At 56.9% G+C, this 24,312-nt stretch carries 25 protein-coding genes; 12 read left to right on the top strand and 13 right to left on the bottom strand.

Features of this window, described 5'->3' with window-relative positions:
* Window positions 1-55: 55 nt before the first annotated feature.
* The gene (locus ACJ8OK_RS04195; RefSeq protein ID WP_004932239.1) at window positions 56-745 is read right to left on the bottom strand and encodes an alpha/beta hydrolase; all 690 of its coding nucleotides are present in this window, start codon (window positions 743-745) and stop codon (window positions 56-58) included.
* An 826-nt stretch (window positions 746-1,571) separates the two neighbouring features.
* Here ACJ8OK_RS04195 and ACJ8OK_RS04190 point away from each other — a divergent pair.
* Window positions 1,572-1,748, top strand: a complete 177-nt coding sequence (locus ACJ8OK_RS04190) for a GhoT/OrtT family toxin (protein ID WP_015378105.1) — start codon at window positions 1,572-1,574, stop codon at window positions 1,746-1,748.
* A gap of 264 nt (window positions 1,749-2,012) precedes the next feature.
* On the opposite strand, the gene ACJ8OK_RS04185 is transcribed toward ACJ8OK_RS04190, so the two are convergent.
* Window positions 2,013-2,306: a hypothetical protein gene (locus ACJ8OK_RS04185; protein ID WP_015378107.1), complete on the bottom strand. Its 294-nt coding sequence runs from the start codon at window positions 2,304-2,306 to the stop codon at window positions 2,013-2,015.
* 225 nt (window positions 2,307-2,531) lie between these two features.
* Between ACJ8OK_RS04185 and ACJ8OK_RS04180 the strand changes: the two genes are divergently transcribed.
* The 3 genes from ACJ8OK_RS04180 (at window position 2,532) to ACJ8OK_RS04170 (ending at window position 5,152) form a co-directional block, all read left to right on the top strand.
* Entirely contained in the window at window positions 2,532-3,014 is a 483-nt protein-coding gene (locus ACJ8OK_RS04180) for a hypothetical protein (RefSeq protein WP_004932246.1), read from the top strand.
* A gap of 306 nt (window positions 3,015-3,320) precedes the next feature.
* A complete protein-coding gene (locus ACJ8OK_RS04175) occupies window positions 3,321-3,881 on the top strand; it encodes a 3'-5' exonuclease (protein WP_317524499.1) in 561 nt (186 codons plus the stop codon).
* Between the two features lie 77 nt (window positions 3,882-3,958).
* On the top strand, window positions 3,959-5,152 hold the full coding sequence (locus tag ACJ8OK_RS04170; RefSeq protein ID WP_075686091.1) for a multidrug effflux MFS transporter: 1,194 nt from the start codon (window positions 3,959-3,961) through the stop codon (window positions 5,150-5,152).
* A gap of 8 nt (window positions 5,153-5,160) precedes the next feature.
* Here ACJ8OK_RS04170 and dadX read toward each other — a convergent pair whose 3' ends face one another.
* Window positions 5,161-6,234, bottom strand: coding sequence for a catabolic alanine racemase DadX (dadX, locus tag ACJ8OK_RS04165; protein ID WP_004932256.1), 1,074 nt, complete (start codon window positions 6,232-6,234; stop codon window positions 5,161-5,163).
* A 76-nt stretch (window positions 6,235-6,310) separates the two neighbouring features.
* Window positions 6,311-7,615, bottom strand: a complete 1,305-nt coding sequence (locus ACJ8OK_RS04160) for a D-amino acid dehydrogenase (protein ID WP_082996717.1) — start codon at window positions 7,613-7,615, stop codon at window positions 6,311-6,313.
* 539 nt (window positions 7,616-8,154) lie between these two features.
* On the opposite strand from ACJ8OK_RS04160, the gene ACJ8OK_RS04155 reads away from it, so the two are divergent.
* Window positions 8,155-8,472 (top strand): antibiotic biosynthesis monooxygenase family protein, encoded by a 318-nt coding sequence (locus tag ACJ8OK_RS04155; RefSeq protein WP_033632861.1) that lies wholly within the window; start codon window positions 8,155-8,157, stop codon window positions 8,470-8,472.
* 46 nt (window positions 8,473-8,518) lie between these two features.
* Here the strand turns inward: ACJ8OK_RS04155 and zinT are convergent, their stop codons facing one another.
* Window positions 8,519-9,169 (bottom strand): metal-binding protein ZinT, encoded by a 651-nt coding sequence (gene zinT, locus ACJ8OK_RS04150; protein ID WP_004932265.1) that lies wholly within the window; start codon window positions 9,167-9,169, stop codon window positions 8,519-8,521.
* Between the two features lie 298 nt (window positions 9,170-9,467).
* Here zinT and ACJ8OK_RS04145 point away from each other — a divergent pair, with 298 nt between their 5' ends.
* Window positions 9,468-11,003, top strand: a complete 1,536-nt coding sequence (locus tag ACJ8OK_RS04145) for a SpoVR family protein (protein WP_016927460.1) — start codon at window positions 9,468-9,470, stop codon at window positions 11,001-11,003.
* Between the two features lie 57 nt (window positions 11,004-11,060).
* Here the strand turns inward: ACJ8OK_RS04145 and fadR are convergent, their stop codons facing one another.
* Window positions 11,061-11,780, bottom strand: coding sequence for a fatty acid metabolism transcriptional regulator FadR (fadR, locus tag ACJ8OK_RS04140; protein WP_004932271.1), 720 nt, complete (start codon window positions 11,778-11,780; stop codon window positions 11,061-11,063).
* Between the two features lie 243 nt (window positions 11,781-12,023).
* Between fadR and nhaB the strand changes: the two genes are divergently transcribed.
* The 3 genes from nhaB (at window position 12,024) to ACJ8OK_RS04125 (ending at window position 15,704) form a co-directional block, all read left to right on the top strand.
* A complete protein-coding gene (nhaB, locus tag ACJ8OK_RS04135; RefSeq protein ID WP_033632859.1) occupies window positions 12,024-13,589 on the top strand; it encodes a sodium/proton antiporter NhaB in 1,566 nt (521 codons plus the stop codon).
* A 120-nt stretch (window positions 13,590-13,709) separates the two neighbouring features.
* Window positions 13,710-14,240, top strand: coding sequence for a disulfide bond formation protein DsbB (dsbB, locus tag ACJ8OK_RS04130; protein ID WP_004932277.1), 531 nt, complete (start codon window positions 13,710-13,712; stop codon window positions 14,238-14,240).
* A gap of 702 nt (window positions 14,241-14,942) precedes the next feature.
* Window positions 14,943-15,704, top strand: coding sequence for an aspartyl/asparaginyl beta-hydroxylase domain-containing protein (locus ACJ8OK_RS04125; protein ID WP_261237997.1), 762 nt, complete (start codon window positions 14,943-14,945; stop codon window positions 15,702-15,704).
* 113 nt (window positions 15,705-15,817) lie between these two features.
* Here the strand turns inward: ACJ8OK_RS04125 and ACJ8OK_RS04120 are convergent, their stop codons facing one another.
* The 4 genes from ACJ8OK_RS04120 to ACJ8OK_RS04105 form a co-directional block, all read right to left on the bottom strand.
* On the bottom strand, window positions 15,818-16,264 hold the full coding sequence (locus ACJ8OK_RS04120; protein WP_004932284.1) for a YcgN family cysteine cluster protein: 447 nt from the start codon (window positions 16,262-16,264) through the stop codon (window positions 15,818-15,820).
* Window positions 16,265-16,386: 122 nt separating this feature from the next.
* Window positions 16,387-17,043: a fumarylacetoacetate hydrolase family protein gene (locus tag ACJ8OK_RS04115; RefSeq protein ID WP_033634830.1), complete on the bottom strand. Its 657-nt coding sequence runs from the start codon at window positions 17,041-17,043 to the stop codon at window positions 16,387-16,389.
* A 58-nt stretch (window positions 17,044-17,101) separates the two neighbouring features.
* Window positions 17,102-18,124, bottom strand: coding sequence for a lytic murein transglycosylase (locus ACJ8OK_RS04110; RefSeq protein ID WP_442530399.1), 1,023 nt, complete (start codon window positions 18,122-18,124; stop codon window positions 17,102-17,104).
* Between the two features lie 28 nt (window positions 18,125-18,152).
* Window positions 18,153-18,425 (bottom strand): YcgL domain-containing protein, encoded by a 273-nt coding sequence (locus tag ACJ8OK_RS04105; protein WP_004932294.1) that lies wholly within the window; start codon window positions 18,423-18,425, stop codon window positions 18,153-18,155.
* Between the two features lie 136 nt (window positions 18,426-18,561).
* Here ACJ8OK_RS04105 and minC point away from each other — a divergent pair, with 136 nt between their 5' ends.
* The 3 genes from minC to minE are packed head-to-tail and all read left to right on the top strand — an operon-like array spanning window position 18,562 to window position 20,368.
* Window positions 18,562-19,257: a septum site-determining protein MinC gene (minC, locus tag ACJ8OK_RS04100; RefSeq protein WP_004932297.1), complete on the top strand. Its 696-nt coding sequence runs from the start codon at window positions 18,562-18,564 to the stop codon at window positions 19,255-19,257.
* A 25-nt stretch (window positions 19,258-19,282) separates the two neighbouring features.
* Entirely contained in the window at window positions 19,283-20,095 is an 813-nt protein-coding gene (gene minD / locus ACJ8OK_RS04095) for a septum site-determining protein MinD (protein ID WP_004932300.1), read from the top strand.
* Between the two features lie 3 nt (window positions 20,096-20,098).
* On the top strand, window positions 20,099-20,368 hold the full coding sequence (minE, locus tag ACJ8OK_RS04090; RefSeq protein ID WP_004932303.1) for a cell division topological specificity factor MinE: 270 nt from the start codon (window positions 20,099-20,101) through the stop codon (window positions 20,366-20,368).
* 237 nt (window positions 20,369-20,605) lie between these two features.
* Here the strand turns inward: minE and rnd are convergent, their stop codons facing one another.
* The 3 genes from rnd to ACJ8OK_RS04075 all read right to left on the bottom strand — a co-directional run bounded on the left by rnd (window position 20,606) and on the right by ACJ8OK_RS04075 (window position 24,297).
* Window positions 20,606-21,727 carry a ribonuclease D gene (gene rnd, locus ACJ8OK_RS04085; protein ID WP_033632853.1) on the bottom strand — a complete coding sequence of 374 codons (1,122 nt, stop codon included), beginning with the start codon at window positions 21,725-21,727 and terminating at the stop codon, window positions 20,606-20,608.
* 81 nt (window positions 21,728-21,808) lie between these two features.
* Window positions 21,809-23,497, bottom strand: a complete 1,689-nt coding sequence (gene fadD / locus ACJ8OK_RS04080; RefSeq protein ID WP_085336654.1) for a long-chain-fatty-acid--CoA ligase FadD — start codon at window positions 23,495-23,497, stop codon at window positions 21,809-21,811.
* Between the two features lie 209 nt (window positions 23,498-23,706).
* Window positions 23,707-24,297 (bottom strand): Slp family lipoprotein, encoded by a 591-nt coding sequence (locus tag ACJ8OK_RS04075; protein WP_049277274.1) that lies wholly within the window; start codon window positions 24,295-24,297, stop codon window positions 23,707-23,709.
* Window positions 24,298-24,312 lie beyond the last annotated feature (15 nt).

The following is a 24,312-nucleotide window of genomic DNA, read 5'->3' as shown; positions in this document are numbered from 1 at the left end:
AATAGGCAGCGAAGGGATAATCTGCCGCAGAATGTCGAGCCTTCCTGCCCCTGCTTTATTTCAAACCTGCCGCTTCGTCAATCAAACCCGCCACCTCATCGGCATGGGAAACCAGCGAGGCATGGCTGGCATTCAGCACCATCACTTTCTTGGCCTGCAGCCGCTGCGCCATGCGCCGCTGATTCTCCGGCGCTATCATTCGATCGTCGCTGGAAAGTTGATACCATGACGGCTTATGTTTCCAGGCGGGCTCGCCGATGGTGTTGCCAAAGGTATCGGCCAGCGGGGCCTTCTGCGCCACCGCCATCACCAATGCCTCGTCGGCGGTCAGATCCTGGCAAAAGCTTTCGTGAAACTTGTCGGTTTTAATCCACAGATAACCGTCGCTGTCCGGGGCCAGATTCTCGACTGCCGCAGGAGGATGCGCTTGCGTAATACCGCCGGCACTTTCACCGGCATCCGGCGCAAACGCGGCGATGTAGACCAGGCCAACCACGTTAGGCTGGTTGCCCATTTCCGTGATCACAGCACCGCCGTAAGAGTGCCCGACCAACAATACCGGTCCCGCTTGCTGCGCGACCATCTTACGCGTACGTTCCGCATCCTCAGCCAGCGACGTCAACGGCATTTCCACCGCATGAATCGCCGTATATCCCCTGCGCGACAACTCGATGATGACCTTACTCCAGTGCGCGGCGCCGCCCCAGAATCCGTGTACCAGCACGATAGTTGGTTTTGTGCTCATTGCCGACTCCTTCATCTCATAGGAAAGCGCCGCAGGCAGATGAACGGCCCCGCAAGGGGCGAGCCTGGCTGCCTTCGACGCCACGCAGTCCCCCTTTTATATAGTCAGCCTCATGGCGTTCAGCAATAGCTACGACGAGTTAACGTCCCCGATTTCCCACCGCCGCCACGGCTTATCGAAGCGGCTTACGCCGCAAGGCCGGGAAAAAACAGGATTAAAACTAGGATTTTTACCCATACCGATCTAAAATTTCGCGCAAAAACAAAGAGAAGTAAATTTGGCTCACCGGGAAAAGGAATGAAGTTGTGAAGGAAATGATCTCCATCGTTTTTATGGCATGCCTGCTGGCGCTGCTGTTTTCGTGGCTGTTCGTCTACGGTCTTAACATTCATTAAACCCGTAACGACAACCATCCCCCTCCCTGGCGGGCAAGCGGCGCATCGCGACCGATGCGCTAAAACCGGCGCCTGAAGGGTTCACGTACCGCCAAACCCGACGCCACCTCACCTTAGCCTTGCCGTCCGCAAATACATCATTAATTTTTATGAGTCATAACCCCACCGCGTTTCCCCCTTCACCGACTCTTTAACTGCTCAGCGGAGTTCACTCCAGAAGGATGGCTTGCCTGACGCAAGATGTTACCGGTAACTATGCTGTTGATTTCTTTTGGCAATAAACATAAAGCCGCTAATAACCCTACGTTCTTTATAGAAATAAATTATGCATACTTATGGATAAAGGTTTGAATAAAGGGCCTTTGGTCATTGATTATCACCCGCCAAGCTCCTAGAATTCGCGCGTAAAAATACAACTGGGATCGGGTTTCATGTCGCCGCTGTGGGTTGCAACGCAATACTGTTATTTTATTGGTCTGTTAGTTTCTATGGTTTTCACCTACCTGGTTAGCCGGGACACCGTCAAAATTCGCTGTATCAGCGCACTGACCATCGGGTTAACCTGGCCGTTGAGCCTGCCGGTGGTGTTGCTGTTTTCGCTGTTCTAACGCCCCAATGCCGCGCGCTGGCTTTTAAACAGTCATATTAATGAAAAGAGGCTGACCACCGGCGTCATGGTTTTTGGCGTGGGATAAAAAAGTGCCAGCGCAAGGCTGGCATGAAAACGGGAAGCAATGTGAGCAATGTCGTGCCGGATCGGGGGGCACAGAAGGAGACAACCCTTTTCCCCTCACCGGCGAACAAAATGATAATACGTCTCATTATTGAATGAAAAGTCATTTCCCCAGGCAACTTTCCCCTTTGAGAAACTATCAGCCGCGCGGCGATCGCCAGCGCTGATACAATCGCCCCGCCCCCCACACCAGCAGCCAGAGCAAAGCGTTCAACCCCAACCATAGCATCAGCAAGTAGAAGAAAGTCTGATAGCCGGGTATGCCCCGATCGGCCAAAAACGGGTTGAAGTGAAAAAATTTGACGATCGCGAACGGATTAAGATTGAAACGGTTGAACACGACCGCCGTCAGCAACGGTGGCAATAGCGTATAAAACGCCAGGCTGAACAGCAGCAGGATTTTTGTGCCCGAAGTGTTTTTATAATCTTTCATATCAATAAATTATATCTGTCATCATAATGCAAAAACCGCCAGGCATTCGTACGCCAATCGACCCCGCGGGCGCAAAAGAGTTCCAGGCCAACGCGGAAATAAAGCCGATCCCGCGTTTAATTGTCATTTAGCGCTCGGGTGATATATACCCTGTGGATTTTAAATTACGATGTCGCCGCGCCGTCTTCAAGCACAGCGTTTACATGGCATCATCAGGAGGCATTAATGAAACCGGACGCACTCTCCCTGCCGCCGACCCCGAAAAAGCTCAAGGTCATCTACGGCTGGTATATTTATGTGATCTATATCCTGCTGGTTTTCAACATTTATATGGCGGTCTACAACGTCTGCGTTCGGCACCCGATCGAGGCCCCGCTGCTGTCGCTGTTTCACAGCCTGTTTCTCGCGTTGATGCTGCAGCAGGTGCTCAAGAAGAACGTCGTTTTCGCCTGGATCTTGCTGAGCTATTTTATTCTGATGCGCCTGTATTACGCCAATGTGCTGCATGTTGAGTTCACGTTGGTGAGCCGTTGCCTGGTGCTGCTGATTCTGACGCTGCTGCTGACCGGCGCCGTAGCCGTCGGGCAACTGTCCACGCCGCCGCAGCGGCATGACTGGCTGGCGCGGCTGGGCTGGCGGCAATGGGGGGCGCTCACGGCGCTGGCGGCCATCCTGACGCCGCTGATTACCACCGACTATCTGGGATAAACTGGGGGCTATTTGGGAATATGAGGTTCGGAAATGTCTACGACGCGGCATATTTTGGTGTAGTTACCCGCCTTCTCACAGATCTTGTCCGTGACGAACATGCTAAGGTAGCCCAGCAACAGCAAGTAGCCGGCCATGCACAGAATAAAGATAAGCGTTCTCACCGATAGCGACCAACCTGACAAGAGTATCACGAGCATCATAACCTGAACGAGGCGCTTTAAAAGGATTTCATGTGCGCACCGGCCGCATCGGCGCACGTTCTGTAGTAACATTAAGCCACCACGCCCACCACCGGAAACGCCGATGCACCATCTGATGTTAGACATTGAAACCCTGGATATAAAACCCAGCGCCGTCATTCTGGTGGTTGCGGCGGTGTTTTTCGATCCCCGGACCGGGGCGCTGGGCGCCGAATTCGAAACCGCCGTCAGCAGTCAGAAAGACCAACCGGGCCGTACCATCAGCCTGGACACGGTCGCCTGGTGGGCGAAACAGTCCGATGAAGCGCGCAAACAGGCCTTCGGCGGCACCGAGAGCCTGAAGCGCGTGCTGAGCAGCCTCAGCCGCTTTATCCATATGAACAGCACCGACACGGTGAAAGTCTGGGGCAACGGCAAAGAGTTCGACTGCGCGATCCTCGAACACGCCTTCCAGCAGTTGGAAATGCCCTGCCCGTGGAAGTTTTGGGATACTCAGGACGTGCGCACGGTGATCACGCTGGCGGAACTGCATGGCTTTAACCCGAAAAAGGCTCGCCCGTTCGAAGGTATGCCGCATCGTGCGCTGGATGATGCTCGCCACCAGGCCCTCTATGTGGCCGATACCGTCTCGGCGCTCTATTATCGTCAGGGGGCGCAGCGCTGACCCGCTTTGCCCCTTTTCATTTGCCGCCAGAGTCTCTACTCTAGCCCTCTTTGTCACTCGGACGTGCCTTTTCTGTTATGCAAAAGTTTCTGTTTATGCTTCTCAGCCTGGTGCTGCTCGGCCCATTAGGCATCGATCTTTATCTGCCGACGATTCCCGCTATTGCCGTCGGTCTGGGCAGCAGCGAAGCGTTGATCCAATCCACCATATCGCTATTTATTCTGGTACTTGGCCTCGGCCAGGTCATCGCCGGCCCGCTGGTGGATAACTATGGCCGCAAACCGGTGGCGCTGGCCGGCATTATCCTCTACATGATCGGCGCCGCGATGGCGGCGCTGGCCACCAGCCCGACGATTTTCATCGCTTCGCGTCTGCTGCAAGGGGTGGCCGTTTGCTGTACCGCCGTCGTCGCCTTCAGCGGCGTGCGCGATCGCCTGAATGGCGACGACGCCGCCCGCGCTTTCGGCTTTCTTAACGGCACGCTGAACATCATCCCGGCGCTGGCGCCGCTGCTCGGCGGCCTGCTCGCCGAAGCCTTCGGCTGGCGCGCGCCCTTCTGGTTTCTGGTCGGCTACGCGCTGCTGGTGTTGGCGCTCATCGCGCTGCGCCTGCCGGAAACTCGCCCCGCCGACACCGTGCCGGTCAAGGGGTTGCCGGTGCGTCAATACGCGCGCATCCTCAGCGAACGGCGTTTTCTCTCCTTTGCGGTGGTGAACTCCGGGGCGATGGGCATGGCGCTGACCTACGTTTCTCTGGCACCGAACGTGCTGATGGGCACCGCCGGCCTGACGCCGCTGCAATTCTCGCTGGTGTTCGGCGCCAACGGTTTCTGGATCATGCTGGTCAGCTTCTTCGCCAACCGCATCATCCACAAGGTCGGCCGCCCGGTTTGTCTGGCGACCGGCGGCATGTTGATGGGGCTGGGCTGTCTGGGCCTGCTGCTGGGCGTCATGCTGCTGCCCGCGACGGCGCAAACGCACTGGCTGGCGTATATGCTGCCCGTCGCCAGCGCCTGCGCCGGGTTGGCATTCGTGATGGGCCCGGCCACCAGCTACGCGTTGGAACCCTACTCCAATGAGGCCGGCGTCGCGTCCGCGCTGGTCGGTTTCGTGCAGATGGCGGGCGGCGCCGCGCTGGGTCTGGTGGCGATGGCGTTGCCGCTGCAACCCAAGCTGTCGCTGGCGCTGGTGATGCTGGCGGGCTGCCTGCTGGCGCTGCACGCGCGGCGGCTCAGCAAGCAGATTAAAGGGCAGATCAGAAAAGTCGCCTAAGCCCCGGCTCAGGCCTCGATGGCGACCGGCACTCGCGCCGCTAACGCCGACAGCAGTTCATAGCCTAACGTCCCTGCCGCCGTGGCCACCTCATCCACCGGCAGACGTTTCCCCCACAGCTCGACTTCGGCGCCCAGTTCGACTTGCGGACAGGGCGTCAGATCCACCGCCAGCATATCCATCGATACCGTTCCCAGGGTGCGCGTCAGCACGCCGCCAACCCATACCGGCGTACCAGTCGGCGCATGACGCGGATAGCCGTCGGCGTAACCGCAGGCCACCACGCCGATACGCTGTGCGCCTGCGGCGCTGTAACGACCACCGTAACCCACACGATCGCCAGACTTCAGCTGCTGAATGCCGATGATTTCACTGCTCAGCGTCATCGCCGGCTGCAGCCCCGTCGCCGCAACGTCATTCCAGCAACCGCTCGGCGAAGCGCCATAGAGAACGATCCCAGGACGGATCCAACTGCCGTGGGTCGAAGGGTGCCACAGCGTGGCGGCCGAGTTGGCCAGGCAGCGCGGCAGCGGTATATCGGTAGCCGCCGCCTCGATGGTGGCCATCTGCTGCGTCACGCCTTCGGGGCCGTCGGCGGTGGCGAAATGGCTCATCAGCGTAAGCTCGGCAATGTTGGCTACCGCCTGCGCCCTGCGCCACACCTCATGCAGCCGCTCGGGTGCGAACCCCAGCCGATTCATGCCACTGTTCACTTTCAGATAGACATTGAGCGGCGCGTTCAGCGTGGCGTCGGCGATCGCCGCCAGTTGCCAGTCGCTGTGCACCGCCGTCGTCAGGCGATAACGATCAAGCAACGCCAGATCCTGCGGCTGGAAGAAGCCTTCCAACAACAGGATAGGCCCTTGCCAACCCGACTCGCGCAGCAGCACCGCTTCGGCCAGATCCAGCATGGCGAAGCCGTCGGTTTGCGCCATGCTGCGCCAAACGTGTTTGATGCCGTGGCCATAGGCGTTAGCCTTGACCACCGCCCAGACTTTGGCGCCGGGGGCGAAACGGCGCACCACCTGCAGGTTATTTTCAATCGCGCCGAGATGCATCGTGGCGGTTATGGGACGGGGCATCGCTTCTCCTTGGGGCAGCGTACGGCGGCCACGCGCGCCTGCGCGTGGCCGGGAAAGTCTATGACAGAGTCAACGATTAACGTGCGGGATGCACGTCGTTCAGCGGAACCGCGTGTTGCTGACGAAACCCGGCGCTGTAACGCGCCACCGCCAGGTCATCGGAAGGGATCGCCGGCGTAATGCCGGACATCAGATCGGACAACAACTGCCCGGAGCCACAGGCCATCGTCCAGCCCAACGTGCCATGCCCGGTATTGAGATACAGGTTCTTCAGCGAGGTGCGGCCGACAATTGGCGTGCCGTCCGGCGTCATCGGCCGCAGGCCGGTCCAGAACGTCGCCTCTTCCACTCGGCCGCCGTTCGGGTAGAGATCGCGCACCACCATTTCCAGCGTTTCGCGCCGTTTTTGCTCCAGCTGCGTATTGAAACCGACGATCTCCGCCATGCCGCCAACGCGAATGCGCTGGTCGAAGCGTGTGATGGCGATTTTATACGTCTCATCCAATACCGTAGAGAACGGCGCCGCCGCTTCGTCGGTGATAGGAATGGTCAACGAATAGCCCTTCAGCGGGTAAACCGGAATGGACACCAGGCCGCGCAGCAGCGCCGTGGAGTACGAGCCGAACGCCACCACATAGCTGTCGGCCTTGAACACTTCCTCGCCGCACTGCGCGCCGGCGATCTTGTCGCCCTCCACCAGCAGACGATCGACGCTGCGGTTGAACAGGAAGGTGACGCCCGCCTGCTCTGCCATCTTCGCCAACTGTTGCGTAAACAGCTGGCAATCGCCGGTTTCGTCGTTCGGCAACTGCAGGCCACCGGTCAGCTTGTGCGCCACCTGCGCCAGCGCCGGCTCGACGCTGCCGAGCTGGCCGGCTTCCAGCAACCGGTAAGGCACGCCGGCATCTTCCAATACCGCAATGTCTTTCGCGGCGTTTTCGAACTGTTGTTGAGTGCGAAACAGCTGCAGCGTGCCGCCCTGGCGACCTTCGTACTGGATGCCGGTTTCCTGACGCAGCGCCTTGATACAATCGCGGCTGTATTCCGCCAGGCGCACCATGCGGCCTTTGTTGGTCATGTAGTGTTCGGTGTTGCAGTTTTTCAACATCTGCCACATCCAGCTCAGCTGGAAGCTGCTGCCGTCGAGGCGGATGGCCAACGGCGCATGGCGCTGGAACATCCACTTGATGGCCTTCAGCGGCACGCCCGGCGCCGCCCAGGGGGCAGCATAACCCGGTGAAATCTGCCCGGCGTTCGCCGCGCTGGTTTCCAGTGCGGGGCCTGGCTGACGATCGATCACCGTCACCTCATGCCCCGCCTTCGCCAAATACCAGGCACTGGCTACGCCCACCACTCCACTACCTAAAATTACCACTCGCATCGCTGACTCCAGCCCAAGGCTTCACAAAGCATAATCTTCTGCTTACAGGAAATTAACTCAGTGAAAAAATCCGTCCAACAACTTCGTCATCAAACGTGACAATATTCACAATTAATTTATCGTCGATGGGCCATGTATTTGCAATAGCCGTCTGCAAATAGCGATAAGATGCGGTTTAGAGGGGATTATAGCGTCATACCGCCACTGAACTGATATCAACGCTATCAATGATAGCACTCAAAAAAGGCGTAATAAGCAACATTGATTTAACAGAATATAAAAATACCAGCCAACATTTAAACAGAATAAAAATCCAATAAAATAAAAAACACCAACATAACAAACAAAGAGAGCCCCCTCCCTCCGCAGCAGAAAAATCGCGCAAAATTTCAGCTGCCGTTAACCTTGCTTTCAGTGCCGGAATAAAACACCCGAGCCCTTGGCCCGCCCGTTTATGTTGAACGCTGCAGCACGATATGAACGTTAAAGCCAGAAGCAGCGCCTAAAGTTCACACCGTCGCTATTGTGGAGAACGTCTTATGTTCATCGCCATCTACCAGTTTTCAGTCAAACCCGGACACGAACACGCCTTTCGCCAGGCTTGGCTGGCGTTGACCCAAGGTATCTATCTGCAGCGCGGCAGCCTTGGTTCGCGCCTGCATCGGGATGTGGGCGGGCAGTTTATCGGCTATGCGCAATGGCCAAGCCGAGTCGCATGGGAAAGCGCCGGTGATATTCAGTTGGATGAACGCTACCGGCAAGCCCGGGAACGAATGCGTGCGACCTTGTTGGCAGATAAAACGCTATTTGAAATGGAAGTGACGGACGATTACCTGCAAATCAGACCGTTTGACTGAGCACAAGCCCACACAGGCGGGCTTGTGGTTGCGGGAACGAGCAGCATCAATGATGCAGCATCTCATCCACGACTTCTTTGGTTTGCAGTTGGAATGGGTAATAAGTCGGCCAGTTATCCATCTCTTTCAGCAACGCTTCCTGCGACGTGTTGCCCATAAAGATATGGAAATGCGCCGATTTGCGCGGGCCGATAATGTGATCGCTGAACTGCACGAATTTCGGCGCCAGGCTGCCGGCATCCTGACATTCAAACAGATAACGCACACCCTTTTTACCGGAAACATACGTCAGGATCTTATGCCCGGCGTACTTATACTGACAGGCGCTGGATTGGTCACCGCGGTGAAATTCCATGACGCCGTTTTCAATGCCGATGGTATCCACATCGGTGGCATACCCTTTGCGGTAATACGCCTTCACTTCGGCGAAGGTCTTGCGCTTGTCCTGTGCCGCTTTCTTCTTGAACACCGGGTCAAGATCCCCATTGAGCAGATAGGGATACACGGATTGCCACACGCCCTCCCAGTCGGCCAGGTCGCGATCTTTGACGTCCTTATCGTCGAACACCCCCGCCTCCGCCTTTTTTTCCGCCTCCGTCAACGGCTTGCCATGTGAATGATGCCCGTGGGCGCATGCCTGCCCGCTGATAAACAACGCGGCCAGCGCCACCGCCAGTTTGCCAAAATGCCTCGCCAAAATGCGCTCCTTGTCCGTTATCGAGAAAAATCAAAAGTTACAATATAACATAACAATTTTCAATCCTTGTCGTGCAACAGGCATTGTGTTGCACCCCCCTGCCGCAGGGTTATACTCGAAGAGGAAGTGCGGTGCCGCACCGCCTTCTGCCGGGACGGGCGCCGGATTGACCGCCGTTCGCTCCTTTGCGTACCGGCATTTTTATTTCACTGATTTGCAATGGTTAATTATGACTTGAACTATGCTTGTTACAGGGTCTGCCGTTTGAGCAAGACCCGTGAATAATGAGGGTGCGCTGATGACTACTTCAACACATGAAAAGGTTAAGGATGATAAACGTCTGAGCGATGGACCGGACTGGACGTTCGAACTGCTGCAGGTGTATTTGGAGCAGATCGACCGCGTCGCCAAGCATTACCGACTCGACACCTACCCCCATCAAATCGAGGTGATCACCTCCGAGCAGATGATGGATGCCTATTCGAGCGTTGGCATGCCGATCAACTATACCCATTGGTCCTTCGGCAAGAAGTTCATCGAAACCGAACAGCGCTACAAACAGGGCCAGCAAGGGCTGGCGTATGAAATCGTCATCAACTCCAATCCCTGCATCGCCTACCTGATGGAGGAGAACACCATCACCATGCAGGCGCTGGTGATGGCGCACGCCTGCTATGGCCACAACTCGTTCTTCAAGAATAACTATCTGTTCCGCAGCTGGACCGACGCCAGCTCCATCGTCGATTATCTGCTGTTCGCCCGCCACTACATCAGCCAGTGCGAAGAGCGCTACGGCGTCGATGAAGTGGAGCGACTGCTGGACTCTTGCCATGCGCTGATGAACTATGGGGTCGACAGGTACAAGCGCCCGCAGAAAATCTCCCTGGTGGAAGAGAAAGCGCGCCAGAAAAGCCGCGAAGAGTATCTGCAAAGCCAGGTGAATACGTTATGGAAGACCTTGCCACGCGTTGAACGCGAAGAGTCGCCGGAGCAGGCGCGCCGGTATCCGAGCGAACCGCAGGAAAATATCCTCTATTTTATCGAAAAGAACGCACCGCTGCTGGAACCCTGGCAGCGTGAGGTGTTGCGCATCGTGCGCAAAGTCAGCCAGTATTTCTACCCGCAAAAGCAGACTCAGGTGATGAACGAGGGTTGGGCCACCTTCTGGCACTACACCATCCTCAACCATCTGTACGATGAGGGCCGAGTGACCGAGCGGTTTATGCTGGAGTTTTTGCACAGCCACACCAACGTGGTGTATCAGCCGCCGTACAACAGCCCGTACTATAACGGCATCAACCCTTATGCGCTGGGCTTCGCCATGTTCCAGGACATCAAGCGCATCTGCCAATCGCCGACCGAAGAAGACCGCTACTGGTTCCCGGACATCGCCGGAAAAGACTGGCTGGAGACATTGCACTTCGCCATGCGCGACTTCAAGGACGAGAGCTTTATCAGCCAGTTCCTGTCACCCAAAGTGATGCGCGATTTCCGGTTGTTCACCGTGCTGGACGACGATCGCAACAACTATCTGGAGATTGCCGCGATCCATAACGAAGCCGGTTACCGGGCGATCCGCCAGGAGCTGTCGGCGCAATACAACTTGAGCAACCATGAGCCGAACATTCAGATCTGGAACGTGGATCTGCGCGGTGACCGCTCGCTGACATTGCGCTACATCCCGCAGGAACGCGCGCCACTGGATAAGAGCCGCCGCGACGTGTTGAAGCACCTGCATCGCCTGTGGGGCTTCGACGTGATCCTCGAGCAGCAAAATGAAGACGGCAGTGTAGAGCTGCTCGATCGCTGCCCGCCGCGGCCTACGCCGCTGTAACCGCCACAACGACAAAGGGCGCCGCATGGCGCCCTTTCTTATTTCATTGACTCGCGATTAACGACGCGCTTCGGTCAGATCGCTCGGCATGGTGCCCTGCATGCTCTGCCAAATCGCTCCGCTGTCTTTACCGTAGCTGCGCACGGTATCCATCACCTGGTCGTACAATTTCTCATGGCACAGCGTGGACAGCTTGCTGTAGAAGGCCAGCGCCAGCTTGCGCGCTTCCGGATTGGAGAAGTAGTAACGGCCCACGCGGGTGTACAGCCCTTTCAGACCGTTGAAGATCAGGCCGTAGATCGGGTTGCCGGAAGCGAACGCCAGACCGCGGAAGATCTCGTAATCGAGCAGATTGAAAGCGTCCGCCTGATCTTCTACCTCGGCGGCCTTCGCCAACACTTCCTGGGCCTGCTCAGGATGATTGCGCACCGCGGCGCGAATAAAGATCGACGCGATATTGGTGCGCACGGACAGCAGGTTATCGATCAGCTGAGGGACGCTTTTGTGATCGAGACGGGCCACCGTCTCAAGGATATTGAGGCCGGACGTTTCCCAAAAATTGTTCACTTTGGTCGGTTTGCCATGCTGAATGGTCAACCAGCCATCGCGGGCCAGACGTTGCAACACTTCACGTAACGTGGTGCGCGTGACGCCAATCAACTCCGAAAGCTCACGCTCCGCGGGCAAAATAGAGCCAGGGGGGAAGCGATTATTCCAAATACTCTCAATAATGTACTCTTCCGCGAAACCGGCAGGACTCTGCGCCTTTATGACCATGTGTTTGACGTTCCGTTGCGACGATAAAATCAGTAAAAGTAATCAGCTCATCATACCAGATCGTGCTGACATGACATAGCGTGAGCGAAAAACAATAAACGAAAGTGTGCATAACGTGGCAAAAAACGAGCAAAAATACCGGTCGCAGGAATTTTCTCATCGTAAAACAAGCTCAGGTTGCGCACGCCCCCGCCGCATTGTTAGGGTACGTGCTACGACTGATTGAAGGATGCATAGAGCACAATGGAAACAACCCTGCGTAGCGCCCTGCTCAAAAATTTTCTGGGGCAATCTCCCGACTGGTACAAACTGACCATTCTCATTTTTCTGGCGATCAACCCCCTGGTGTTCTTTTTCGCCAGCCCGTTTATCGCGGGTTGGCTGCTGGTGGTCGAGTTCATCTTTACCCTGGCGATGGCGCTGAAATGCTACCCGCTGCTGCCGGGCGGCCTGCTGGCGCTCGAGGCCGTGGCCATCGGCATGACCAGCCCGGCGCAGGTCTCGCAGGAGATCGAACACAATCTGGACGTGTTGCTGCTGCTGATCTTTATGGTGGCCGGCATCTACTTTATGAAGCAACTGCTGCTGTTCGTGTTCACCAAGCTGCTGCTCAACATCCGCTCGAAAACGCTGCTGTCGCTGGCGTTCTGCCTGGCCGCTGCCTTTCTTTCCGCCTTCCTCGACGCGCTGACGGTCGTGGCGGTGGTGATCAGCGTGGCCACCGGCTTCTATTCCATCTATCACAACGTGACGTCGAATCGCCCCGACGGCGACATCGGCGATGACAGCGATTTTACCGGCGAAGAGCGCAAACAGACGCTGGAGCAATTCCGCGCCTTTCTGCGCAGCCTGCTGATGCACGCCGGCGTCGGCACCGCGCTCGGCGGTGTCATGACCATGGTAGGCGAGCCGCAAAACCTGATCATCGCCAAAAACGCGGGCTGGGGTTTTATCGATTTCTTCCTGCGAATGGCGCCGGTCACGCTGCCGGTGTTGGTGTGCGGCCTGCTGGTTTGTTGGCTGGTAGAACGTTTTCGCCTGTTTGGCTACGGCGCGCAGCTACCGGAAGCGGTACGCGACGTGCTGAAAGAGTATGACCGCAAGGCCACTGCGGGTCGTAGCAAACAAGAACGACTCAAACTGGTGATGCAAGCGCTGATCGGCGTTTGGCTGGTGCTGGCGCTGGCCTTCCACCTGGCTGAAGTGGGGCTGATTGGCCTGTCGGTCATCGTTCTCGCCACCTCCCTGTGCGGCGTGAACGACGAGCACGCCATCGGCAAAGCGTTCCAGGAAGCGCTGCCGTTCACCGCGCTGCTGACGGTGTTTTTCACCGTGGTCGCGGTCATCATCGAGCAGCACCTGTTCAGCCCGGTGATCCAGTTTGTGCTGCGCGCCGAGCCCGCTTCTCAGCTTTCGCTGTTCTACCTGTTCAACGGCCTGCTGTCGTCGGTTTCCGACAACGTGTTCGTCGGCACGGTTTACATCAACGAGGCGCGCACCGCGCTGGAAACCGGCGCTATCGGGCTGAAGCAGTTCGAGCTGCTGGCGGTCGCCATCAATACCGGCACCAACCTGCCCTCGGTCGCCACCCCTAACGGGCAGGCGGCGTTTCTGTTTCTGCTGACGTCTGCGCTGGCGCCGCTGGTGCGTTTGTCGTATGGCCGCATGGTATGGATGGCCCTGCCTTATACGGTGGTGCTGACGGTGGTTGGCCTGCTGTGCGTCCAGTTCACCTTGGAACCGGCGACCGAGCTGTTGACGCAGTGGCATTGGCTGACGCTGCCGTCCATCGACGCCGTCGGCCACTGAGACGGCGCCGGCAGGGTGAACCGACTATTTTTACGCTGAATCCGGCCCAGGTGGCTGGCAGCGAAGAGGAATTGGTTTACACTGCCGGTTCAATTGCTTACTGCATGGAAGAATCTAGATATGTTGCAATTCTTTAACCGCTGTTCACAAGGACGCGGCGCCTGGCTGCTGATGGCCCTGACAGCGTTGGTGTTGGAACTGGTCGCGCTCTATTTCCAGCACGTTATGCTGCTGCAGCCGTGCGTGATGTGCATTTACGAGCGTTGCGCGCTGTTCGGTATCCTCGGCGCCTCGCTGGTGGGCGCCATCGCGCCGAAAACGCCGCTGCGCTACGCGGCGATCTTGCTGTGGATCTACAGCGCCTGGGAAGGCGTACAGCTGGCGTGGAAGCACACCATGATCCAGTTGCATCCTTCGCCATTCAATACCTGCGATTTCTTCGTCAGCTTCCCGTCATGGCTGCCGCTGGACAAATGGCTGCCGGCGGTGTTCCACGCTTCCGGTGACTGCTCCGTGCGTCAATGGCAATTCCTGACGTTGGAAATGCCGCAATGGTTGGTCGGCATCTTCGGCGCCTATCTGCTGGTGGCGCTGATTGTGCTGATCGCGCAGTTTGTTCGCCCACGCCGCCGCGACCTGTTCGGCCGCTGATCGGCAGACAAACAAAAAACGGCGCCGGAAGGCGCCGTTTTTTTAGGTATTGCTGCCACATTCCGAGATAAAGCCACCTCAGGTATGTGTAAGGAAGTAAACGAGCACGATCAGCGCTCCAGCTACGGCAAACAGGCGGATCATTTTCATTGTTATACTCTCGAACTTGCGGGAGAGCGGCCAAATTACCCAACTTATCGTTTAAAAAGAAGCATCCCGGCACAGTTAAGCGCGTAATTTACATAACATTAAGCTTCTGCGATATCGGCGACTAAAAACTGGCCATTCTGGCACCTTCCTTTCAGCCTTCGAGCATCAATAAATTACCGTTACTTATGAACGACTGCACCTTTGTCACATTCAGAGCACAATATTTTGGTGAAGTTTACCCATAAAATCCTTATAGTATCGGCAAAGTGAGTACTACCGATTTCCCTGGTGTTGTTGTGTGTCTTGCCCCTCATCTTTGCAGGGGCTTTTTTCCCCCCCTCTTCCCTCACACAAGCCCTTACCATCCTTAAATAAATTGTTGGAATTTGCCTCTATCCGGCAGCAAGCATCAACGCTATTCGCGCACTAAAGATTAAAATCGTTCGCGATGCTTTCCCTATGCTAAATGACGTGTTGACTTTCACCCTTTCTTCCTGTGAGCCAGGTTTTGGCTGACTAAAGCACATCATATGACATCAAGGACACGATACTATGCCGGATACCACATTGCCCCCTTCGTCTCAGCGCCCCTTCCTGCGGCGCATGCTGCTCAAAGCCGGGAAAAAATTCCTGCGCTTGAACGGCGAATTTCAGACTCGCCATTCGCTCATCTCCACCACGCCGCGGATCGGTAATCATGAATTTCATTGGGTGACGGCGCTGGAAGCCCGTTGGCCGGCCATTCGCGAGGAGTTGGATCGGTTGCTGGAGCACCCGGAGGATATCCCAGCGTTCCACCAAATATCGCCGGATCAGAAACGCATCTCTAAAGGAGATAACTGGAAAACCTTCGGGCTGTTTGTCTACGGGCAACGGGTTGATGAAAACTGCGCCATCTGCCCGCGCACGGCAGAGGCGGTCAGCGAGATCCCGGGCATGCGCACCGCCATGTTTTCAATCCTCAAACCGCACTATCACATCGTGCCCCACAAGGGCCCGACTCGAGCCGTCGTGCGCGCGCATCTGGGATTGATCGTGCCAAAGGATCGGGACAAGCTCTGGATCCGCGTTGACGACCAAATTCTGCACTGGGATGAAGGCAAGGTGATTTTGTTTGATGATTCTTATGAACACGAGGTCCGCAATGATACCGACGAGCTGCGTGCGGTGCTGTTTCTCGATGTCGACCGGCCAATGGACAAAGTGGGCACGGCGGTGAATAAACTGCTGTTCAGCCTGATCAAAGCCAGCCCGTATGTGAAGCAGCCGCTGAAAAATCTGGCCAACTGGCATCGCCGAGATAAAAAAGCGTGAAGCAAGAGTCTCACGCGCGTAAGCTCAATAGCCAAGAGGGCGGAATGTCTTAACACGCCGCCCTCTGGCATTAAAACTCGTGTTGCCGAGCAACATCTGTCAAGGTATCCGCGTTATCTGGCCCAGTCCGGCTTGTTGAGGATATGATCCTGCCAGTCCACCACTTCACTCTCGCGCACCGCAATATGCCGCACCGTGATGCGCTCGCCGTGCATCGCCGCTTTGGAGCCGCTGATCAGCGGGTGCCAGGGGAACAGCGGCTTGCCTTCGCCAATCAGACGATAGGCGCAGGTAGGCGGCAGCCAATCGAAGGTGGTGAGATTTTCGCGCGTCAGTTTGATGCAGTCTTCTTCCAGCTCGAAGCGCCGCTCGTAGTTGCGGCATTGGCAGGATTTGATGTTGAGCTGGTTGCAGGCTACGTTGGTAAAATAAATCTCGTCGGTATCTTCGTCGATCAGCTTATTCAAACAGCATTGCCCGCACCCGTCGCACAGCGATTCCCACTCTTGTTCTGACATTTCCGCCAGCGTTTTCTGTTGCCAAAAAGCGAGTTGTGACATGTTAGCGTCCGGTTTCGGTAAATGGATAAGTCACCTGCGCGCAGGTTCGAGGGGGGACTATATAGACATTTTAGCCACAAGATGCAAGCTTTGCCGCCGACGATGTCGGCGGCAAGGAGAAATCAGATCACCCGGGTGCTGAGCATTTTGCCGTTCAGGCTGATTTTCAGCATGTCGCCGGAAGCCATCGGCCCCACGCCCTGCGGCGTGCCGGTCAGGATGATGTCACCGGCGCGCAGCGTGAAGAAGCGGCTCATGTAGCTGATAAGCGGCAGGATTGGCGTGATCATGTCGCGCGTATTGCCCTGCTGGCGCAATTGATCGTTGACGGTCAACGACAGCTCGGCGTTTTGCGGATCGCCGAATTCCGCCACCGGGATAAATCCCGACATCGGGCAGGAACCGTCGAAGGCCTTGGCCTTTTCCCACGGCTGACCGGCCTTTTTAAAGCCCGCTTGCAGATCGCGCAGCGTCAGATCGAGCGCCACACCGTAACCGGCGATCGCCCGCGCAACGCGATCTTCGTTGGCCTGTTTCAACGGCGTGCCGATCAATACCGCCAGCTCCACCTCATGATGCACCGCACCGAACTCTTTGGGGATGGCCACCGGCTGGCGAATATCACACAACGCCGTTTCCGGTTTGATAAACACCACCGGTTCGACGGACACCGCGCTGCCCATTTCCTTGATGTGATCGGCGTAGTTGCTGCCGACGCAGACCACCTTGTTCACCGGGAAATCGAGCAACGAACCCTGCCAGTCTCTATGTTGATACATACCGCTTCTCCCAAACTGTAGAGGCTTGGCGCGCCAAGCCGATTATTGGTGTGCCGGATCAATGCCCGATCGCGTCTGCCATCATACCCACGGCGAGAGCGAAATAGTAAGAGCGATTCCAGTGCATGAGGGTGCGGAAATTATCATAGACCAGGAACGTCCGCCCCTGCAGATCATCCGGCGCGATAATCCAACCGCGCTGCACGGCATGCGGCAACGCACTGCCATCCGCGCGGCGCACGCCGCGTTTCTGCCAGTCGTTGACGCTGCGCGCCTGCGCGTCTTTCAGGCCCAGTTCGACCGGGTTGAAACCGGCGGGCAATTTGACCTCGCGCCCCCAACCGATGCCGGGCTGCCAACCCTCTTTGGACAAATAGCTGGTTGTAGACGCGAAAACGTCGTCAATGTTATTCCAGATATCGATGCGCCCGTCGCCGTCGCCATCCGCAGCGTAGCGCAAGAAGGAGCTCGGCATAAACTGGCATTGCCCCATCGCGCCGGCCCAGGAGCCTTTCAGCGGCGTATCGCCGACGTGCCCCTGCTCAACTATCTGCAGCGCCGCCATCAGTTCCTGGCTGAAAAAAGCTTCACGGCGCCCTTCAAACGCCAAGGTCGCCAGCGCAGACACCACGTCTTCCCGCCCCTGAATCTTGCCGTAGGCGCTCTCCATCCCCCACAGCGCGATGATATAACGCCCTGGCACCCGATAGCGCTCGCTGGCCCGCAACCATTGCGCATGGCGCAGCCGATACAGTTCGCGCCCCTGGCGCACCTTGGCGGGCGACATCACCCGCCGTAGATAGTCGTCCAGGGTTACCTTCTGCTCCGGCTGATTGCGATCGGCCTTGATCACCCGATCGACGAAATGGATTTGCGCAAACGCGCGATCAAGGGTGGCCTGACTGATGCCCTGTTCCCGCGCCCGGCGCTTAAGTTGATCGACATACGCCGGGAACTGCGCCGGATCGCGGCCGCTCGCCGCCAGCGTCGTCTCCTGCGCCGCCTGCGATGCGCCGGGCATCAGCACCCCGCCCAGCGCCAACCAGGCGGCCAATACGGTCTTTCTCGCCGAACGTGTCATCGCGCCTCCCCTGGCCGTGGCGACTGTCTCAGGCCTTATCGCCCGCCAGATGCTGATTGAGCAGGTTTTCAACCGGCGGCGGGAACTGCAGATAATAGCCTTCGTCTTTCAACGCCTGCTTCACCTTTTCGATATCCGCCGAGGCCAATTTTTTGCGCTCATCGAGCGACAGCATCATGGCGAATTGCGGCACGCCGAAACTTTTCATCAGCTCTTCCGGCACACGAGAGAAATCGTCTTTTTTTTCGACATAAAGATAAGTTTGATCGCGTTTCGGGCTTCTATAGATCACACAAAGCATTTTTTTAACTCTATTTAATTGAGGGAGCGTCTTGCCTGGATATAACTCTGACTATAACATGCTTATAGTACATCGGAATATCGCACCCCGAGTGGTATTCCGGGGATTTAAAGTTGCTGAGACTGAGTCAGGATAGATGTCACAATCGCCAATTGAGCTAAAAGGCAGCAGTTTTACCCTATCGGTTGTTCATTTGCATAATTCGCAGCCCGAGGTAATACGCCAGGCGTTACAGGAAAAAGTTGAGCAAGCGCCCGCTTTTCTGAAAAACGCCCCTGTTGTTATCAACGTCGCAACGCTGGAAGGCGATGCGAACTGGAAAGAACTTCAACAGGCTGTCGCGGCAGCAGGTCTGCGCGTTGTGGGTATCAGCGGTTGCAGAGATGAGCGTCAAAAGCGCGCGATAGCCCGCGCCGGGCTGCCGCTGCTGAGCGAAGGCAAAGGCCAGAAAATGGCGGCGCCGGAGCCTGCACCAGCGCCCGTGGTGGCGGATAACGCCCCCGCCAAAACGCGCATCATCAGTACGCCTGTCCGCTCCGGCCAACAGATTTACGCCCGCAACAGCGATCTTATCGTGACCAGCAGCGTCAGCGCCGGCGCCGAATTGATTGCCGACGGCAATATTCATGTCTACGGCATGATGCGCGGTCGCGCACTGGCAGGCGCGTCAGGCGACACGCAATGTCAGATTTTTTGCACCCACCTGGCGGCTGAGCTAGTCTCTATCGCAGGGCAGTACTGGTTGAGCGACCAAATCCCGTCCGATTACGTCGGGCAGGCCGTACGACTCAGCCTGTTGGATAACGCTTTAACCATACAACCTTTAAATTAAGCCCTTTTGACAAGGAATCCATTTCATGGCACGCATTATTGTTGTTACATCGGGTAAAGGGGGCGTTGGCAAGACCACTTCGAGCGCGGCCATCGCTACCGGCCTGGCCCAAAAAGGCAAGAAAACCGTCGTGATCGATTTCGATATCGGTCTGCGTAATCTTGACCTGATCATGGGCTGCGAACGTCGGGTAGTTTATGATTTCGTGAACGTGATTCAGGGCGATGCCACGCTGAATCAGGCGTTGATCAAAGACAAACGCACTGAAAACCTCTATATCCTGCCGGCTTCGCAGACACGCGACAAAGACGCGTTAACCCGTGAAGGCGTTGAAAAAGTCCTCAACGATCTCGGCGAGATGGATTTTGACTTCGTGGTCTGCGACTCACCGGCCGGTATCGAAACCGGTGCGCTGATGGCGCTGTATTTCGCCGACGAAGCTATCATCACCACCAACCCGGAAGTGTCTTCGGTACGCGACTCCGACCGTATCCTGGGCATTCTCTCTTCCAAATCACGCCGCGCTGAGAAAGGCGAATCGCCTATCAAGGAACACCTGCTGCTGACCCGTTACAACCCGGGCCGCGTCAGCCGTGGCGACATGCTGAGCATGGAAGACGTGCTGGAAATCCTGCGCATTCCGCTGGTGGGCGTAATCCCGGAAGACCAGTCCGTACTGCGCGCTTCCAACCAGGGTGAGCCTGTCATTCTGGATGCCGAGTCAGACGCCGGTAAGGCGTATGACGATACCGTTTGCCGCTTGTTGGGGGAAGAACGCCCATTCCGCTTCATTGAAGAAGAGAAGAAGGGTTTCCTGAAACGCCTTTTTGGGGGATAAACCATGGCCTTATTAGACTTCTTTCTGTCCCGCAAAAAACAGACAGCCAATATAGCCAAGGAACGGCTGCAGATTATCGTCGCTGAGCGTCGCCGCGGGGACAGTGAGCCCCCGTATCTGCCTGATTTGAAACGCGATATTCTGGCGGTTATTTGCAAATACATTCAGATCGATCCTGAAATGCTGCACGTGCAGTTCGAGCAGAAAGGGGACGATATTTCGGTACTTGAACTTAACGTGACATTGCCGGAATCGGAAGAAGCAGCTAAATGATTGCGACGCATTAATTACCCCCTGTATATTTTATGCAGGGGGTAACTGTATGTGCATCCAGTTATTAAGCATTGTCGGCAGCAAAAAATCGATTTTTCCCTTTGGGACAATTCCCAATTAACTTTGCCGCCACCTCGTTTAAAGTAAATTCTGGCCAGATTTACCTTCAACGCATTATTTCCTGCCTATATTCATCCGAGCAGAGTTTCCCTACCCTGCCCTGGTGATAACCAGCGATTAATAATCTTTCAGGATGTCCTGCAACGGTGCCATTAATAAATCGCCGCGCCAGCCGCTGATTAATTCAGGGCGACTTTCGCCGTCCTTCAGTTTCCAATGCCAGTTCAACAATTGGTTAATTTGGCGACGGGATGCCAGCAGCTCGCTGCTCAACCCGCTTTGCTCGCTGACGGTAGCGATCGCCGCCTTGATGTCTTTGAACACCTTCTTGTAGCCCGGCTGATCGATAAGGTTGGCCAACGGCGCCGGCAACTCGGACTCGTCCAGCGCTTCGGCCTCCGCCACCAGCGCCAGCAGCGTTTTACCGTGATAACGGATCTCCGGCCCGCTCAGACCCAGCGAATCCAGTTCTCCCAGCGAAGACGGCATATAGCGCGCCACCTGCCACAGGTTCTCCTCACGCACCACAAAGTTCACCGCCAGATCGCGCTCACGCGCCTGGCGCAGCCGCCATTCCGCCAACTTCTGCAGACAACCGAGCTGACGCGGGCGCAGCTGCCAGGCGTTGCTGATTTCGCGGTAGGCCAATGCCGGCGCCAGCGTCTCGCTACGGCGCTGGCACAGCAGCAGGCACTCGTTATTGGCCGCCGCGGTCCAACCGGCCTCTTCGGTCTCCTGCACCAACTGTTTAGCCATCGGCAGCAGATAGAACACGTCGGCGGCCGCATACACGCACTGTCTTTCAGTCAGCGGGCGCGCCAGCCAGTCGGTGCGCGACTCGCTCTTGTCCAGCTCAACCTTCATGTACTCCGCCACCAGCGTCGCGAAGCCACAGGAGAGCGGCCGGCCGGTAAAGGCCGCCAGGATCTGGGTATCGACCATCGGCGTCGGCAGCGTTTTAAAGGCGTTGAGAAACACTTCGAGATCTTCACTGCCGGCATGCAGGAACTTCACCACGGCGGTGTCGGCCAGCAGGTCGACAAACGGCTGCCATTGCTTGATCGGCAGAGGATCGATAAGGGAGAGTTGTTCACCGTCGTAGAGCTGGATCAGGCCCAGCTGCGGATAGTAGGTGCGCGTTCTGACAAACTCGGTGTCCAGCGCAATCTGGGCATGCTTTCTCGCCTGCTCGCAGACCTGCTGCAATCCGGCATCGGTAGTGATCAACTGATAATTCAAAACATCATTCTCTTGTAGGATTCAAACACAACAACGCCGGCATTCACCGGCGTTGTTGATAGTCAGGCGCGAGAGCGACACCTAGGCGGCATCGGCCGGCTTCGGCGTTTTTAGCTCATCGCGCAGTTCTCGCCGCAAAATCTTGCCGACGTTAGACTTCGGCAGTTCATCGCGGAACTCAACAATTTTAGGCACTTTATACCCGGTCAGGTGCCGACGGCAATGGGTCAACAGCTCTTCCTTGGTCAGCGAGGCGTCTTTCTTCACCACGCAGATCTTCACCGTTTCGCCGGAGGCCTCGCTCGGCACGCCGATCGCCGCACATTCCAGCACTTTCGGATGCTGGCTGACCACGTCCTCGATCTCGTTCGGGTAAACGTTGAAACCGGAGACCAGGATCATGTCTTTCTTGCGGTCGACGATGCGCACGAACCCCTGCTCGTCTACGGTCACCACATCGCCGGTCGCCAACCAGCCATCTTTCAGCACTTCGTCGGTGGCGTCCGGGCGCTGCCAATAGCCTAACATAACTTGCGGCCCTTTGACCCACAGTTCGCCCGGTTCGCCCGGCGGTACATCCTGGCCATTGTCGTCCACCAGACGAATGTCCGTCGACGGCACCGGCAGGCCGATGCTGCCGCTGTAGTGTTTCAGATCGTAAGGGTTACCGGCCACCAACGGCGCGCACTCCGTCAGGCCATAACCTTCCAGCAGGTGTTTACCGGTGGTTTTCTCCCACTTCTCGGCCACCGCTTTTTGCACCGACATGCCGCCGCCGACCGAGAAACGCAGCGTAGAGAAATCGAGCTTGTGGAACTCTTCGTTGTTCAGCAACGCGTTGAACAGCGTATTCACCCCGCTCATGGCGGTGAACGGATATTTGCCCAGTTCTTTCACCAGCCCTGGAATGTCGCGTGGGTTGGTGATCAGCAAATTGCGCCCGCCCAGATCGATAAACAGCAGGCAGTTCACCGTCAGCGCGAAAATGTGATACAGCGGCAACGCCGTCACCACCAGTTCCTGCCCTTCGCGGAACAGAGGCGAATAGGCGGCCTTGGCCTGCTCGAGGTTGGCCTGCATGTTGCGGTGCGTCAGCATCGCGCCCTTCGCCACCCCGGTGGTGCCGCCCGTATATTGCAGGAAGGCCAGATCGGCATTAATGATGTCCGGTTTTACATACTGCAGGCGGCGGCCGCGCTGCAGCGCGCTGCGGAATGAAATGGCGTCCGGCAGGTTGTATTTCGGCACCAGACGCTTGACGTACTTGACCACGAAGTTGACCAGCGTACCTTTGGCGGCCGACAGCTGATCGCCCATGCGCGTCAGGATCACGTGCTTAACCTGAGTGTTGAACACCACTTTTTCCAGCGTATGGGCGAAGTTGGACACGATGACGATGGCGCTGGCGCCGCTGTCGTTCAACTGGTGCTCCAGCTCACGCGGGGTATACAGCGGGTTGACGTTGACCACCACCATGCCGGCGCGCAGAATGCCGAACAGGGCGATGGGGTATTGCAACAGGTTAGGCATCATCAGTGCGACGCGGTCGCCCTTCTTCAGGCCCAGTTCATTTTGCAGGTAAGCCGCGAAAGCCCGGCTGCGTTCTTCCAGTTTGCGGAAGGTCATCACCTCGCCCATATTGATAAAGGCGGGCTGATCGGCATAGCGCTGCACGGCATGCTCAAACATTTCGATCAACGACGAATAGCGATCGGCATCAATCTCTGCGGGCACATCTGCCGGATACCGTTTTAACCAGACCTTATCCAAGGTATTACTCCTGAAATCATTACTAATTATCATCGCAGCCCTCAAACTCGCAGCCTAACCATAACAATATTTTAACTCAGCAGACCAGTTCGGGTTTTAAACATTATTCAGGTTGCGATGTACGTCACTAATTGTCGGATATTCCTTATCCCAAAAAACAAAAGGGCGGCCTGAGCCGCCCTGTCAAATGTGTTCACATCAAGCGTATGCTACTCGGTTACGATGGTTTGCACCTGTGCCGGGCCAGGGTTGTACCAGCCATAGCCTGCGCCCCAACCGGGTCCCCACGGACCTCCGCGCCAGCCCCAAGGGCCCATCGGCGCCGGCGGCATCACCACCTGCTGCACCAGATGCCAGCGCTTGAAACCGGTCACGTTCATCGTTACGAAGCGATACGGCGTCATGCCGATCCGCCCCTCTTTCAGGCCGGTGATAGGGCCGACGACGGTCACCAGTTGGCCTTTGAAATCGACCGGTTCGAGGAAGCCGTTCACCGTGGCCAGCAAGCGGCCGTTCGACGGTTCACCCAGTATCGGCCGCGCACCGCTGTCGAGCGGCACCGCCGCAATCTCCAGCACCGTGCGCCCTTGTTCGTTGGCGACGTTTACCACGGTGCCGCCGAAACGGGCTTCCGCGCCGGTAAACAGGTTGGGTGCATTTTGTACCGAGGACAGCTGAGTCACCGGCGTAGGGCTGGAGCCTTTGATCGCATCCGGTACGGTGACGCACCCGGATAAAACCAGCGCGCCGCAGGCGACGGCCAGCAGCGACAGCTTTTTACTTGCAGTGCGGATTAACATGGTCGCAATCTCCTG

Origin of the sequence: Serratia sp. CY71090, assembly GCF_052166845.1 — a bacterium.
Classification (GTDB): Bacteria; Pseudomonadota; Gammaproteobacteria; order Enterobacterales; family Enterobacteriaceae; genus Serratia; species Serratia nematodiphila.
Note: the sequence above shows the minus strand (reverse complement) of the source record. Positions and strands in the feature narration are given on the sequence as shown.

Excerpts from the sequence above, each read along its gene's own strand:
- ACJ8OK_RS04120 (WP_004932284.1), bottom strand. The coding sequence starts at position 16,264 with ATGTCACAACTCGCTTTTTGGCAACAGAAAACGCTGGCGGAAATGTCA.
- ACJ8OK_RS04105 (WP_004932294.1), bottom strand. The coding sequence starts at position 18,425 with ATGCTTTGTGTGATCTATAGAAGCCCGAAACGCGATCAAACTTATCTT.
- ACJ8OK_RS04185 (WP_015378107.1), bottom strand. The coding sequence starts at position 2,306 with ATGAAAGATTATAAAAACACTTCGGGCACAAAAATCCTGCTGCTGTTC.
- fadR (WP_004932271.1), bottom strand. The coding sequence starts at position 11,780 with ATGGTCATAAAGGCGCAGAGTCCTGCCGGTTTCGCGGAAGAGTACATT.
- ACJ8OK_RS04170 (WP_075686091.1), top strand. The coding sequence starts at position 3,959 with ATGCAAAAGTTTCTGTTTATGCTTCTCAGCCTGGTGCTGCTCGGCCCA.
- minE (WP_004932303.1), top strand. The coding sequence starts at position 20,099 with ATGGCCTTATTAGACTTCTTTCTGTCCCGCAAAAAACAGACAGCCAAT.
- ACJ8OK_RS04145 (WP_016927460.1), top strand. The coding sequence starts at position 9,468 with ATGACTACTTCAACACATGAAAAGGTTAAGGATGATAAACGTCTGAGC.
- minD (WP_004932300.1), top strand. The coding sequence starts at position 19,283 with ATGGCACGCATTATTGTTGTTACATCGGGTAAAGGGGGCGTTGGCAAG.
- dsbB (WP_004932277.1), top strand. The coding sequence starts at position 13,710 with ATGTTGCAATTCTTTAACCGCTGTTCACAAGGACGCGGCGCCTGGCTG.
- ACJ8OK_RS04115 (WP_033634830.1), bottom strand. The coding sequence starts at position 17,043 with ATGTATCAACATAGAGACTGGCAGGGTTCGTTGCTCGATTTCCCGGTG.
- dadX (WP_004932256.1), bottom strand. The coding sequence starts at position 6,234 with ATGCCCCGTCCCATAACCGCCACGATGCATCTCGGCGCGATTGAAAAT.
- ACJ8OK_RS04155 (WP_033632861.1), top strand. The coding sequence starts at position 8,155 with ATGTTCATCGCCATCTACCAGTTTTCAGTCAAACCCGGACACGAACAC.
- ACJ8OK_RS04110 (WP_442530399.1), bottom strand. The coding sequence starts at position 18,124 with ATGACACGTTCGGCGAGAAAGACCGTATTGGCCGCCTGGTTGGCGCTG.
- ACJ8OK_RS04180 (WP_004932246.1), top strand. The coding sequence starts at position 2,532 with ATGAAACCGGACGCACTCTCCCTGCCGCCGACCCCGAAAAAGCTCAAG.
- ACJ8OK_RS04190 (WP_015378105.1), top strand. The coding sequence starts at position 1,572 with ATGTCGCCGCTGTGGGTTGCAACGCAATACTGTTATTTTATTGGTCTG.
- ACJ8OK_RS04160 (WP_082996717.1), bottom strand. The coding sequence starts at position 7,615 with ATGCGAGTGGTAATTTTAGGTAGTGGAGTGGTGGGCGTAGCCAGTGCC.
- nhaB (WP_033632859.1), top strand. The coding sequence starts at position 12,024 with ATGGAAACAACCCTGCGTAGCGCCCTGCTCAAAAATTTTCTGGGGCAA.
- ACJ8OK_RS04075 (WP_049277274.1), bottom strand. The coding sequence starts at position 24,297 with ATGTTAATCCGCACTGCAAGTAAAAAGCTGTCGCTGCTGGCCGTCGCC.
- ACJ8OK_RS04195 (WP_004932239.1), bottom strand. The coding sequence starts at position 745 with ATGAGCACAAAACCAACTATCGTGCTGGTACACGGATTCTGGGGCGGC.
- minC (WP_004932297.1), top strand. The coding sequence starts at position 18,562 with ATGTCACAATCGCCAATTGAGCTAAAAGGCAGCAGTTTTACCCTATCG.
- ACJ8OK_RS04175 (WP_317524499.1), top strand. The coding sequence starts at position 3,321 with ATGCACCATCTGATGTTAGACATTGAAACCCTGGATATAAAACCCAGC.
- ACJ8OK_RS04125 (WP_261237997.1), top strand. The coding sequence starts at position 14,943 with ATGCCGGATACCACATTGCCCCCTTCGTCTCAGCGCCCCTTCCTGCGG.